General features: G+C 59.9%; 12 protein-coding genes. 6 read left to right on the forward strand and 6 right to left on the reverse strand.

The genetic code is table 11. The features are described 5' to 3' along the window. Window positions 1-218: 218 nt before the first annotated feature. The 3 genes from BN1136_RS17055 to BN1136_RS17065 all read right to left on the reverse strand — a co-directional run bounded on the left by BN1136_RS17055 (window position 219) and on the right by BN1136_RS17065 (window position 1,898). Entirely contained in the window at window positions 219-455 is a 237-nt protein-coding gene (locus BN1136_RS17055; protein ID WP_043758684.1) for a DUF2789 domain-containing protein, read from the reverse strand. A gap of 45 nt (window positions 456-500) precedes the next feature. After that, a complete protein-coding gene (locus BN1136_RS17060; protein WP_039039421.1) occupies window positions 501-797 on the reverse strand; it encodes a DUF3301 domain-containing protein in 297 nt (98 codons plus the stop codon). Window positions 798-869: 72 nt separating this feature from the next. Beyond that, the gene (locus tag BN1136_RS17065; protein ID WP_043758690.1) at window positions 870-1,898 is read right to left on the reverse strand and encodes a DUF3549 family protein; all 1,029 of its coding nucleotides are present in this window, start codon (window positions 1,896-1,898) and stop codon (window positions 870-872) included. Between the two features lie 198 nt (window positions 1,899-2,096). Here BN1136_RS17065 and BN1136_RS17070 point away from each other — a divergent pair, with 198 nt between their 5' ends. The 6 genes from BN1136_RS17070 to ptsG all read left to right on the forward strand — a co-directional run bounded on the left by BN1136_RS17070 (window position 2,097) and on the right by ptsG (window position 8,617). Continuing rightward, window positions 2,097-2,432, forward strand: coding sequence for a YqcC family protein (locus BN1136_RS17070; RefSeq protein ID WP_043758692.1), 336 nt, complete (start codon window positions 2,097-2,099; stop codon window positions 2,430-2,432). Next, window positions 2,429-3,208 (forward strand): tRNA pseudouridine(65) synthase TruC, encoded by a 780-nt coding sequence (truC, locus tag BN1136_RS17075; protein WP_043758694.1) that lies wholly within the window; start codon window positions 2,429-2,431, stop codon window positions 3,206-3,208. The genes BN1136_RS17070 and truC overlap by 4 nt, the downstream gene beginning before the upstream one ends. Window positions 3,209-3,387: 179 nt before the next feature. Continuing rightward, entirely contained in the window at window positions 3,388-3,828 is a 441-nt protein-coding gene (locus BN1136_RS17080) for a flavodoxin (RefSeq protein WP_043758696.1), read from the forward strand. Between the two features lie 524 nt (window positions 3,829-4,352). Continuing rightward, window positions 4,353-5,693: a maltoporin gene (locus BN1136_RS17085; protein WP_043758698.1), complete on the forward strand. Its 1,341-nt coding sequence runs from the start codon at window positions 4,353-4,355 to the stop codon at window positions 5,691-5,693. A gap of 90 nt (window positions 5,694-5,783) precedes the next feature. Next, window positions 5,784-6,755, forward strand: coding sequence for a MalM family protein (locus BN1136_RS17090; RefSeq protein WP_043758699.1), 972 nt, complete (start codon window positions 5,784-5,786; stop codon window positions 6,753-6,755). Window positions 6,756-7,183: 428 nt separating this feature from the next. After that, window positions 7,184-8,617, forward strand: a complete 1,434-nt coding sequence (gene ptsG, locus BN1136_RS17095; RefSeq protein ID WP_043758701.1) for a PTS glucose transporter subunit IIBC — start codon at window positions 7,184-7,186, stop codon at window positions 8,615-8,617. Window positions 8,618-8,768: 151 nt separating this feature from the next. On the opposite strand, the gene BN1136_RS17100 is transcribed toward ptsG, so the two are convergent. The 3 genes from BN1136_RS17100 to glnD all read right to left on the reverse strand — a co-directional run bounded on the left by BN1136_RS17100 (window position 8,769) and on the right by glnD (window position 13,080). Continuing rightward, window positions 8,769-9,152: a DUF3461 family protein gene (locus BN1136_RS17100; RefSeq protein ID WP_042074730.1), complete on the reverse strand. Its 384-nt coding sequence runs from the start codon at window positions 9,150-9,152 to the stop codon at window positions 8,769-8,771. A 277-nt stretch (window positions 9,153-9,429) separates the two neighbouring features. Next, a complete protein-coding gene (gene dapD / locus BN1136_RS17105) occupies window positions 9,430-10,257 on the reverse strand; it encodes a 2,3,4,5-tetrahydropyridine-2,6-dicarboxylate N-succinyltransferase (protein ID WP_025327920.1) in 828 nt (275 codons plus the stop codon). A gap of 180 nt (window positions 10,258-10,437) precedes the next feature. Beyond that, the gene (glnD, locus tag BN1136_RS17110; RefSeq protein WP_043758706.1) at window positions 10,438-13,080 is read right to left on the reverse strand and encodes a bifunctional uridylyltransferase/uridylyl-removing protein GlnD; all 2,643 of its coding nucleotides are present in this window, start codon (window positions 13,078-13,080) and stop codon (window positions 10,438-10,440) included. Window positions 13,081-13,105 lie beyond the last annotated feature (25 nt).

Here is a 13,105-nt window from a genome sequence, read left to right on the forward strand (position 1 = left end):
CTGTTTCCACTGGCTCAGCACCTTGAGGAGCTCGGCCATGGGCACGGGGTGGGTGAGGCGGGCCTTGACCATGGCGGTAGAGGGGGTGATCCCCTTCGCGCTCAGTTCGTTGGCTATCTGGATGATCTCTTGGACTGACATCTTGGCTCCTGCGCGGCCGTCTTGCTGGCTGGGGGAGAGAGCTTAACCAAAGCCCGGCGGCCAGGAAAGGGCGAGGCTCAGTTTGCCTGGCGCAGCATCACGTCCAGCTGGTCGATGGCTTCCGCCCAGTCGGAGTCATGCCAGAGCGCATCGCGCAGGAAGCCGGCCTGGGACGCGGTCCAGAAGGTGGCGTCCGGCAACAGGGTCTGGTTGTCCAGCGGGTGCTCGCGAATGAAGCGGTGCAGGCTGATGTCGTCATTGGCCAGCCCCAGCTGGGCAAACAGGGCTGTCATGTCATGGGTTAGCAGTTCCATCTCGGCGCTCCTGGCAAGGGGATTGTCGAGAATTATAGCCAGTCCCTAGGAGGGCAGACGATGGGGGGGCAGCTCGACCCCGGCGACGTGCAGCCCCTGCATGCAGAGCTGGCCTTGGTAATGACTCTCCCCGTCACTGGAAAACTCGAACTGGTAGTAGGTGAGCAGGCGCAGGGGCTTGTGGCCCAGGGCGCGGTGGGTGCGTGCCAGCGACAGCAGTTGCAGATCGTGGTGCTGGCAGTAGCGGCGCATGTATTGCCATGCCAGCTCCGCCTGGCGGCGCTGTTGCCAGAAGGCCCAGCCGACGAGGCCGAGCAACAAGATCCCAAGCATTTCTCCCATCAACGGGTTCCTTCTGTGATGCATGAGCGGGGCCCGGCTCCCGCGGGGGCCGGGCCTTGGTATCGGATATCCCTACGCCGAGGTGAACAGGCGGCCGATGGCCTGACCCAGTGCCTCGCTGCGTTCGGGGTCACGCAGCCTTGCCAGCATATCATTGCGCAGGGCCGGCAGGGTCACGAGTTCGGCAAACACCTGGTTGAAGAACTGGGTGGGTTGCAGGGCGAGCTGTTCCAAAAACAGGCCGAGCAACTCGGGGCTCTTGAGATCGGGCCAGAGACGGCCTGCGATGGCGAGCAGCAGGGACGGGCTGGAGCGGGTCTGCAGCAGAGTCAGCAGCTTGTTGCTGCGCAGGGCATTGCCGGGGCAGGAGGCCAGCGCCCGGCACAGATAGGCCAGGGTCTCGGCATCGGGGTCGGCGCACTCCTGCTCCTTGCCGATGCGCTCCAGCAGAGCGCCCTGCAGAGCCGGGGGCAGGGGGGCGTTTTCCAGGCTCTGGCACAGGGCATAGAGGGGCGCTTGCGGCAGCTTCGGCAGGGCCTTGCATACCAGGGCAAGATTGCGTTCATCCTGCAGCCGCTCCGCGAGATCGGCGAAGCCTTGCAGTCCCAGGCTCTGCCATCCCTCTTCCCCGGGCGCTGCCAGGTAGTGGCAGAGCGCCTCGTAGTAGGCGGACGGTGCCTGCTCCAGCTGGCGGGCCAGCTTGGCGTGCAGGCTCGCCATCTTGGCTTCGGCCGGCCGGAAGGTGTAGGGGTTGTCGGCGAGGCGCTGGGCCTTCTCTTCATCCAATTCCCCGGTGAGCTTGTAGCCCAGGGTCTCGACCACCTGATCCATGAAGTGCTTGGGGCCGCTCGAGATGAGCAGGCCGCGCTCATCGAGCGCAAACTTGAGGAACCAGAGATAGTGTTTCGACTCGGCTGGCTGGAAGAAGTGCACGCCGAGCCAGGCATGCTGCTGCAGCGGCCAGGGGTAGGGCTCCTGCTGCTGCTCGATGCGGATGAAGAGGTCGTTCGCCAGCGGGCGCACCTGGCGGCCCATGTCGAACAGTTGGAACTGGGTATCGGCCTGGGTCAGAAATTCGGTCAGCGTGTTGATGGAAGACATGGGGAGATCCGGCTTGAAGGTGATGCGGGGGATTATAAGGAGGCTGCACCAGATAGCCAGTGGTGGCCACACCGGGCACGGTGGCGACGGCAACATGGCAGCCACCCCTGGGGCAGTGTATAGTAGCGCCCCTTTTTGATGGCTGTAATGAGTGGGGCGCCGGCATTCGCCGACCGCACGAATGAGGAAGTGAGCGAGATGAATCAATATCTGCTGGTGGCCGGCCTGCTGGGAGAGCTGACCGCCGAGTTGCAACGTCTGGAACGCTGGCAAGCCGAGCATCCGGGGGAGGAGGCGCTGGCCAGCGAGCTGCCGTTCTGCGTCGATACCCTGAGTTTCGATCAGTGGCTGCAGTTCGTGCTGATCCCGCGCATGGAGCAGCTGGTGCTGTTGCAGGCGCCGTTGCCGACCAGCGTCTCCCTCTATCCCATGGCGAGCGAAGTCTATAAGGAAGAGCTGGCCGAGGTGGAGGCCCTGCTGCGCCTGATTGCCCGTTTCGATCTGTTGCTCTCCGGCAAAGTGGTTGACCAATGATGGCGGAGCAGACCGACGTCGAGAAAGCCTTGTCCCTGACCCTGCTCTATCAGGATGACTGGCTGGTGGCGGTGAACAAGCCGTCCGGCCTGCTGGTGCATCGAAGCTGGCTCGACAAGGGGGAGACCCGCTTCGCCATGCAGATGACCCGGGACCTCATCGGGGGCCGCCACGTCTATCCGGTACATCGGCTCGACCGGCCCACCTCGGGTGTGCTGCTGTTTGCGCTGGATCCTGCCGTCGCTCGCACCCTGACCGAGGCGTTTGCCTCACGCCGGGTGCACAAGGAGTATCTGGCGCTGGTGCGGGGATGGGCGCCGGAGGAGGGGCTCATCGACTATCCGCTCAAGGAGCAACTGGACAAGATTGCCGATGCCTTCAGCGACCCGAATCGCCCCGCCCAGGAGGCGGTGACCGCGTTTCGTCGCCTGCATCAGGTCGAGCTGCCCCATGCGGTCTCCAAGAAGCACCCCACCAGCCGTTACAGCCTGGTGCGCCTCTTTCCCAAGACAGGGCGCAAGCATCAGCTTCGCCGCCACCTGGACCACCTGTTCCATCCCATCGTCGGTGATACCACCCATGGTGATGGCCGGCACAACCGCTTCTTTCGCGAGCACTACGGCTGCGACAGGCTGCTGCTGATCGCCCACCGCTTGAGTTTCGAGCATCCCGTGCTCAAGGTGCCGATGCGGATCCAGGCGCCGCTGGGTCCCCAGGTACTGCAACTGTTCGCCGAACTGGGATGGCCCGCCAGCGAGAGCGACTACGGCAACTGATCGCCGTCTCCATCTGTTGCCTCTGACCGGGCTGTGGCATGCTGTAGACCACGTCCGTCAGAGGAATGACTCATGGTTCCACACGCATTTTCCTTCGCAATACAGCGCGCACCTGCTTTGCCGGCGTGCGCCCTCCTGAGCTTAGAACCGGGCCCGCGATCGCCTCTGGGGAGGCGCTGATGGCCGAGATCGACATCCTGGTCGGCACCGTCTATGGCGCAGCCATGCTGGTGGCCGAGACCCTGAGTGACCACCTGGAAGCCAACGGCCATGTCTGCCACCTCCATGAGGAGGCCGAGCTGACGGACATCGATGCCTCCCGATTCCTGCTGATCGTCAGCGCCACGACCGGGCAGGGGGATATACCTCCCAATCTGCAGCCTTTCGCCAGCGCCCTGGCGGATCGCGCACCTTATATGAAGGGGTGGCGCTATGCCCTCATCGCCATGGGAGACAGCAGTTATGAACACTTCTGCGGGGCGGGACGGCGGCTCGACGAGTTGTTGCAGGAGCTGGCTGCCGACGCCCTGGTGCCGCGTCTTGAGATAGATGCGACCGTGGAGGATGAGCCCGAGGTGGCTGCGCTGGCCTGGCTGAAGACCTGGGAAAATAGGCTGTAGCCGGATTGGGTCTGGTTTTTTAATTTCTCCCCCGTGATGCCGATGACGGGGGAGCGTTATTTCGGTCTATTTTTCCTCATCCCCTCAAATATTCCCTGCTTTTTTTTCGTTATTTTTCTCGCCGATGACGCCCTTTGCCAGGCTGATATTCATCAGAATGGCGACAAATCAGAAAATTAAAAGTTCCCCATTGAAAGCGATTTCAGTCATGTTTTTGTCACCGAACAGTGACTTTAATACTTAACAATCATCGCGAATTAATATTTGAAAGCGATTTCTTTGGTTTGTTGTTGTTTGTTTTTTCTTTTTATTGGTGTTTATCTTCTTTTTTTGTCCATTTGTCATCTCAACTTCGCCCTCCCGGTGCGATGCGGGCGATTTGTCACCATTTTGTGAATCAGCTCATGTTTGTGCCGAAATCGGGTACATATAATCGACCCCGGTTATCACCAAAACGTTTTTCCGGTGATAAGAACTTGAATATCAGGATCACACTCCTCCCAGCGGGAATAAGGAAAATGAAAATGAAAGCAAAGTGGCTCCCGATCGCTGCAGCAGTTACCGCAGCCCTGGCTTCCCAAGCCGCCTTCGCCGTTGATTTCCACGGCTACTTCCGTTCAGGTGTCGGTGTTTCCGGTGACGGGGACATGGTCAAATACAACGTCAACAAGGTCGGTCGTCTGGGTAACGAAAACGACACCTATGGTGAAGTGCAACTGGGTCAGGAAGTCTTCAACAAAGATGGCAAGACCTTCTATGTAGACTCCATGTTTGCCATGACTTCCAATGGTTCCAATGACTGGGAAGGGACCGGCACCGTTTGTAACTTCGATGCCAAACAGTGCAACGGCGACTCTGAATTCGCACTGCGTCAGTTCAACGTACAAGCCAAGGGTCTGCTGGGCTTCGCGCCGGAAGCCACCCTCTGGGCCGGTAAGCGTTTCTATCAACGTCACGACATCCACATCTCTGACTTCTACTACTGGAACATCTCCGGTCCTGGCGCAGGTATTGAAGGTATCCAGGCTGGCCCCGGCAAGATCTCCTTCGCCTGGGTGCGCAACGATCGCAGTGCGGCCGATGTCTTCGGTCAGTACAACCAGATCGGTACAGACCCGACTACTGGTGATCCCATCTATCGTAAAAATGAAGACCTGAACGTCAACACCCTGGATCTGCGCTATGCCGGTATCCCGCTGTGGCAAGACGGCTCTCTGGAAGTGGGCGCCATGTACGCCCTGGTCAATGAGACCGACGCCCAGAAAGATCTGAAGAACGACAACATGAAAGACGGCGTCATGCTGACTGCCGAGCTGACCCAGGGCATCTTCGGTGGCTTCAACAAGACTGTGCTGCAGTACGGTACCGAAGGCTACTCCAAGACCATGGCTTACTACGGTGATGGCTCCTGGTACGGTGCCGAAGCAAAAGACGGTGCCGACGGCTACCGTATCATCAACTGGGGCGTCATCCCGATGGGTAACTCCTGGGAGATGGGCCACCAGTTGGTCTACGGCGTAGGCAACGAGATGTGGAGTGGTCATGACGAGACTCAAACCTTCTCTGCCGTCGTCCGCCCGATGTACAAGTGGGATGACTTCAACAAGACCATCTTCGAAGGTGGCTACTTCAAGGACAAGACCAGCTATACCAGCGGCGGCAGCGACAAGGATGGTGGTTACAAGCTGACCCTGGCTCAGGCCTGGTCTGCCGGTGCCAGCTTCTGGGCCCGTCCGGAAATCCGTGTGTTCGCCTCCTACCTGGCTGACACCGAAGCTGATGCTAACGGTAGCAAGAACAGCTTCGAAGGCGGTACCTCCGATGACACCTGGCAAGTGGGTGTACAAGCTGAGGCTTGGTGGTAAGCAGTATCTTCAGTTAAGTTAGTGACTGCCCCCTTATGGGGGCAGTTTTGTTTCGCTGGATTTGGCTATCGGGTTATGGAGATAAGAAGAATGAAACTGGTAAAGATGTCTATCGCGGCCGTGGTTACCGCGCTGTTGGCCGGCTGTTCCGGTAGCATGGTTGTGCCCGTGCAGGAGCACGCCTCCATCCTGAGCAATGCCGACCAGGCCAAGCAGGCGCTCTCCCAGGCGACGAGCTGCTGCAAGGATTTCAACGAATTCAATTATGTTTCTCTGCCGGAAGGCGAGACGCTGCTGGCCATCGATGGCAAGCAGCCCAGTTATCAGTTTGACGAGGGGATGAGCTACTTTGCCGCCTATCGTCTTCCGGCCAATACCGGCAACCTGGCCATTACCCTGGCTTCCCAGGTTAGCAAGACGGTGCTGGTTCCCAAGGTGATCATGCTGGATGCCCAGTTCAAGGTAACGCGCGTGCTGGGTGAATCGGTATTTGCGTACCAGCCTGCCCACCTGCTCGACAACGACAGGATCGAAGGTCGGGTGTTCGTGGATCGCAGCATGCCGGGCAATCCCGCCAGCGAAACCTATATGGTTGTCTACGCACCGGCCGATGAGCTGTCCGGCAGCACCACCATCCTGCACCCTGCCAAGGCCTTTGCCCGCGCCAATGGCACGGTCGAACCAGATATCAAGGACCCCGTGATCCCGCATTCCCCCTGGGGCCTGGTACAGATCAAGGTGACGGACATGGCCAAGGGGCAAGGCCTGGAGGCCGTGTTCAAGCCGGAATACGCCGACAAGGTTGCCATGAGCCAGGCCAAGCCGGCCGCGACTGCCGTGGCTGCGACAGCGACTACGGCTGCAGTGGCCGCAGCGCCGAGCACGCCGGCTCCTGCCATGCTGAGCGAAACCGAGAGCTTCTACAACACCCAGATCGAGAAGGCCGTGAAGGCCGGGGATATCGACAAGGCGATGCAGCTCGTGAGCGAGGCCGAGCGTGCCGGTTCAACCAAGGCGAAGTCCGTCTTTATTGATGCGGTTAAGCGCTCACAAAAGAACTAAATAACCGGGGTTATTTAAATCAATATTTGTTGGAGGCCTCCCTTGTTGGAGGCCTTTTTAATCGGTAGACTGGATAATATAAAACCGCAATAAGTTACATATGGTTACAATGGGTTTCGTTGGGTATTGTTTTGTTTCTGTGTGATTTATTCTGAAGTGGTTTTTTTCTTTTTGCGGCGAACCCATAACAATACGAAATAATATTCAAGATAGTCCCCTCCCTGCTTATTTATTATCTTGTGATCTCTCCTCCAAATTTATTATTAGCTTGCTCTGGGCTAAGGCATTTCTAATTCTTCTGGGTTATATTCTGATGGTCAAAATAAGCAACCCGGGAAACGTCTTCGGTACTATCGCGGATGAAGAAAATCGTCATCCATAACCTGTACTGTGTCGTTGTCGGAAAAAATCCATTCAGGAGCGCACACATGTTCAAAAATGCTTTCTCTAATCTGCAAAAGGTCGGTAAGGCGCTGATGCTGCCAGTATCGGTCTTGCCCGTTGCAGGTATCCTGCTGGGGGTGGGTGCTGCCCACTTCAGCTGGCTGCCGGAAATCGTCTCCCAACTGATGGAGCAGGCCGGTGGTTCTGTCTTCGGTCAGATGGCCCTGCTGTTTGCCGTGGGCGTGGCCCTTGGCTTCACCAATAACGACGGTGTATCCGGCCTGTCCGCCATCGTCGGTTACGGCATCATGGTTGCCACCCTGAAGGTGATGGCCCCTGTGATGGGTGTCGAGAGCATCGATACCGGCGTACTGGGTGGGATCCTCGCCGGTGGTGTCGCTGCCTGGGCGTTCAACCGCTTCTACAAGATCCAGCTGCCCGAGTACCTCGGCTTCTTCGCTGGCAAACGTGCCGTTCCCATCATCACCGGCTTCGTTGCCATCGGTCTGGGTGTTCTGCTCTCCTTCATCTGGCCGCCGATCGGTGGTGCCATCGGTGCCTTCTCCGACTGGGCTGCCAACCAGAACCCGGTACTGGCCTTCGGTATCTACGGCGTGGTTGAGCGCTCCCTGATCCCGTTCGGTCTGCACCACATCTGGAACGTGCCGTTCTTCTACCAGGCTGGTACCTGTGTCAACGCCGCCGGTGAAACCGTACACGGCATCATGACCTGCTTCCTGACCGCTGATGACGCTACCCGCGCTGCCGGTAACGGCTTCGGTCAGCTGGCCGGTGGCTACCTGTTCAAGATGTTCGGTCTGCCTGCCGCTGCGTTTGCCATCGCACACGCTGCCAAGCCGGAAAACCGTGCCAAGATCGTTGGTATCATGGCCTCCGCAGCCCTGACCTCCTTCCTGACCGGTATCACCGAGCCTATCGAGTTCTCCTTCCTGTTCGTGGCTCCGGTGCTGTATGCCATCCACGCCCTGCTGGCTGGTCTGGCTTACGTGCTGACCAACATGCTGGGTGTCGTGCACGGCCACACCTTCTCCAACGGCTTCATCGACTTCATCGTACAATCCCCGCGTGCCAGCAACATGCTGCTGCTGGTGGGTCTGGGTCTGGTCTATGCCGCTGTCTACTACGTCGTATTCAGCTTCGTTATCCGCGCCATGAACCTGAAGACCCCGGGTCGCGAAGATGAGACCGCACAAGAGTCCTCTGCCGCTCAGAGCAAGGACGAGATGTCTGCCGCTCTGGTCTCTGCCTTCGGTGGCAAAGAGAACATCTCTTCCCTGGACGCCTGCATCACCCGTCTGCGTGTTGGTGTGAAGGACGTGGCCAAGGTTGACCAGGCTGGTCTGAAGAAGCTGGGCGCTGCCGGTGTAGTGGTTGCAGGTTCTGGTGTACAGGCCATCTTCGGCACCAAGTCCGACAACCTGAAAACCGACATGGACATCTGGATGAAGAGCAACTAATCCCTGCTTTCATACCGAGTTCCGAAAAGGGAGGCGCAAGCCTCCCTTTTTGCTGGGCGCGAGTCAGGAGAATCGCCGAGACGAGGTAGTCTGATCCCGGCGAAGAGGAACAAAAAAGGCGCCTGATGGCGCCTGATGCATTGGGAAGAGGCTAGAGCTTCTCGAGATCCCGCTCAATCTCGCTGATCTTGTTCTGTACCACCTTTTCCAGATGGCGCAGGTCGCGCAGTATCTTCTGCTTGATATCCGGGTCGGCCTGGGTCTGTCCGCCCTGGGTCAGACTGTCCAGCTCGTCCACCACGTATTTGAGGTTGGCGTTGATCTCGGTGACATCCTTGTATTCATGGGTGCCCGAGTTGACCAGCATGGTCTTGCGCTGACGGGGATACTTGAACTTGACGCTCTTGGCGAAAAACTCGCCCTTCTGCTTCTTGAAATAGATCTTGAGGATGTCGTGGTTGGCTTCCTGGCGCAGGGTGTAGCTGTCCACCGAGGTGGGCTCCTGGATCCCCAGGCTCTTCAGATTCTCGTACATCGGGCTTCCTTGGTTTGAAACGATCCTGACCCGTATATCTTACCCGAGTCGCGCCCGCTTGCCTGTGACAGGTGCGCCAAATTCAGGATGGCTTCAAAGCGGTCTTTTGTATCGACGAGCCAAGGGGGAGGGGGAGTGCCTCGCCAGCACGGTCATAGGCGGGCGGAATTGCCTGGCAAGAGGGGCGTAGTGATAGAGGGGCAGGGAATCCGGCAGGCCCATGAGACCGGGCATGAAAAAGGGCACCAGAAGTGCCCTCGATGACATCGGCGAGGAATTACTCGTCGATGGAGCGCAGCAGGGCGTTGATCCCCACCTTGGCGCGGGTCTTGGCATCCACCTTCTTGACGATGACGGCCGCGTACAGGCTGTATTTGCCGCACTTGGAGGGCAGGGAGCCGGAGACGACCACGGAGCCTGCCGGGACGCGGCCGTAGTGGATCTCGCCGGTTTCACGGTCATAGATGCGGGTGGACTGGCCGATGAAGACGCCCATGGAGATGACGGAGCCCTCTTCCACGATCACGCCTTCCACCACCTCTGAACGGGCACCGATGAAGCAGTTGTCCTCGATGATGGTCGGGTTGGCCTGCAGCGGTTCCAGCACGCCGCCGATGCCGACGCCGCCGGAGAGGTGCACGTTCTTGCCGATCTGGGCGCAGGAGCCCACGGTGGCCCAGGTGTCGACCATGGTGCCTTCATCGACGAAGGCACCGATGTTGACGTAGGAGGGCATCAGCACGGTATTGGGGGCGATGAAGGAGCCCTTGCGTGCGGTGGCCGGCGGCACCACGCGCACACCGGCGGCCTTGAACTGCTCGGCGCTGTAGTCGGAGAACTTGAGGGGAACCTTGTCGTAGTACTGGGCGTCGTCGCCCTTGATGATGCCGTTGTCATTGATGCGGAAGTAGAGCAGTACGGCCTTCTTCAGCCACTGGTGGACGACCCACTCGCCGGCGATCTTCTCGGCGACCCGGGCCTTGCCGGAGTCCAGCAGGTCGATGGCTTCCAGAATGGCGGCCTTGGTGGCGGCATCGACGGAGCCGGGAGTGATGGAGTCACGGCGCTCGAAGGCCGCTTCGATGGTCTGTTGCAACTGGGTCATGACAGGTTTCCTTTAAAAAATTCTGTTTGTTGTATCACACTTTTCCAATCGTTTTTAAGGGCTCTTGCCGATTTCTTCCGAAGAAAGGCGTTTTATTGTGCTTGAGTGGCCCAACCACTTGTTATGATTGAGAAATCAACACTATGAAAAAGCCTCTTATGAGGCTTTTTCATGGCCTGTTCAGCCCGCCTCATCACCGGGTTCCCTGGGATTGAGCTGGTTGACCAGTCTCTCTTCCAGTGCCTGCTGCTCGGCCTGGCTGAGGGGCTCCCCGGCCAGGGTGGTGAGGCTGAAGAAGTCCTCCACCCGCTCGCCTATGGTGGTGATCTTGGCCGCGTGGAGCGACAGCCCGCACTGCTGGAACACGGCGCCGATGCGTGCCAGCAGGCCCGGGGTATCCAGTGCCGTCAACTCCAGCAGGGTGTGGCGGTTTTCCCCCTTGTGGGGCAGAAACACCACCCGGGTCGGCACGCTGAACTGGCGGTGGCGCCGTGACAGGGGTTTGCTGCGCAGCACCAGCTTGCCCGGCTCCTGCAACGCCTTCTCCAGCGCCTTCTTGATGGTGGCGGTGCGATTGGGGCTGATGGGCTCGCCGCTCGGCTCCAGCACGATGAAGGTATCCAGTACATAGTCGTTGCGCGAGTTCATGATCTGGGCGTCATGGATGCTGAGGTTCTTCTGATCCAGCGCCGAGGCCACGGTGGCAAAGAGGTTGGGCATGTCGCGGCAATAGATGAACACCTCGCTGCCGCCGCGGATGGGGTGCTTGCCGATGAGCACCAGAGGGGCCGGGTTGTCGCCATGGGCGATGATCTTGCGGCAATGCCAGGCGATCTGCTCCGGGCTGTGGCGCAGGAAGTAGTCGGCCTTGAAGTCGTTCCAGAGAGTGTTGACTGCCTCCAGAGGCACCTCGCGCTGGGCCAGGATCTGCCTGGCCTGGCGCTGGTTCTCGCGGATCTTGAGGCGCATGTCCGGCGGGTTCTCCAGCCCCTGGCGCAGGGCTTTCTGGGTGGCGAAATAGAGCTCCCGCAGCAGGGTGCCCTTCCAGTCGTTCCACAGGGTGTCGTTGGTGGCGCAGATGTCGGCCACGGTCAGGCAATAGAGCAGATCGAGGTGCAACTCGTCGCGCACCTTCTGGGCAAAGTCGGTCACCACGTCCGGGTCGTAGATGTCGCGGCGCTGGGCGGTCACCGACATCAACAGGTGGTGGCGCACCAGCCAGGCGACCAGCCGGCTCTCGTAACGATCCAGCCCGTGCAGCTGACAGAACTCCAGCGCATCCACGGCGCCGAGTTCGGAGTGATCCCCCCGCCGTCCCTTGGCGATGTCGTGGAACAGGGCGGCGATGCTGAGCAGCTCGGGTTTGCGCAGCTGGGTGAACACCTCGTGGCAGAGCGGGTGCGTCTGGCGGCTGGCCGGGTTGGGGAAACGGTGGATGTTCTGGAGCAGGCGATGGGTGTGTTCGTCCACCGTGTAGGCGTGGAACATGTCGAACTGCATCTGGCCGACGATGAGATTCCATTGGGGCAAGTAGGCCGCCAGGATCCCGTATTTGTGCATGAGCGTGAGCGGCTGGCCGATGCCGTTGGGGTGGCGCAGGAGCGCCATGAAGAGGCGGCGGCACTCGGGCAGATCCTGCAGCCAGCAGCTCAGGGTACGCCTGGCCTCGCGCAACTGGCGCAGGGTGGCGGAGTGGATGCCGGCGATCTCCGGGTGCTGGGCTATCTGGTAGAAGAGGCGCAGGATGGCGGCGTGATCCCTGCCGAACAGCTCGGAGTCCACCGCATCGATGAGGCGGCCACGCAGCTGGAATTCGTCGCTGATGCGGCGTACGTCCATGGCAGTGTTGCCGAGGATCGCCTCGTCAAACAGCTGCAGCAGCATCTCGTTGAGCTCGGCTACGCGCCGCACCGTCTGGTAGAAGCGCTTCATCATCTGTTCTACCGGGCCGTTGCCTTCCCCTTCGAAGCCCAGCATCTGGGCCACGGTACGCTGGCGGTCGAACAGCAGGCGGTTGTCCCCCTTGTTGATGGCCATGTGCAGGGCGAAGCGCACCTTCCACAGGAAGTTCTGGCAGTCGAGCAGCTCGCGATATTCGGCGCGGTTCAGAAAACCGTGGCTGGTCATCTCGAACAGGGTGGTGGCGCCAAAGTGGCGGCGGGCGACCCAGGCCAGAGTCTGGATATCGCGAAGACCCCCGGGGTTGTTCTTGAGATCCGGCTCCAGCTTGTAGGCGGTGCCGAGGAACTGCTGGTGACGCAGGGTCTGCTCTTCGCGCTTGGCCCGAAAGAAGGCTTCGCTCGGCCAGAAGTGCTGGGGCTGGGTGGCGGCCTGCAACTGCTCGAAGCCCGCCAGACGGCCGGTGATATAGCGTGCCTCGATGAGGTTGGTGGCGACCGTGATGTCGGCACGCCCCTGCTCGATGCACTCGGCCACGTTGCGTACCGACTGGCCGACCTCCAGCTTGAGATCCCACAAGAGGGTGATGAACTCGCCGATGCGCAGCCCCAGCACCTCGTCCAGCTCATCCCCTTCGTAGAGCAGCAGCAGGTCGATGTCGGAGTGGGGGTGCAGCTCGCCCCGGCCATAACCCCCCACCGCGATCAGGGTGAGTTCCGTCTTGTCGAACCCGAACTTGTGCCACAGCCGGGTCAGCAGCGCATCCATGTATTCGGAGCGGGTGGCCACCAGTTCGATGATGTTGTCACCGGCATCGAAGCGCTCGTGCAGCCAGCCGAGAAAACGGCTCAGGTACTCCTTGCAGTTCTCGCGGGTGAGCTGATCGTCGGGCAGCAGATGGGGGGAAAGCAGGCTGGCGTCCATGGCGTCTCACACTCTTGTCGCAGGC

Source organism: Aeromonas taiwanensis (assembly GCF_000820165.1).
GTDB lineage: Bacteria > Pseudomonadota > Gammaproteobacteria > Enterobacterales > Aeromonadaceae > Aeromonas > Aeromonas taiwanensis.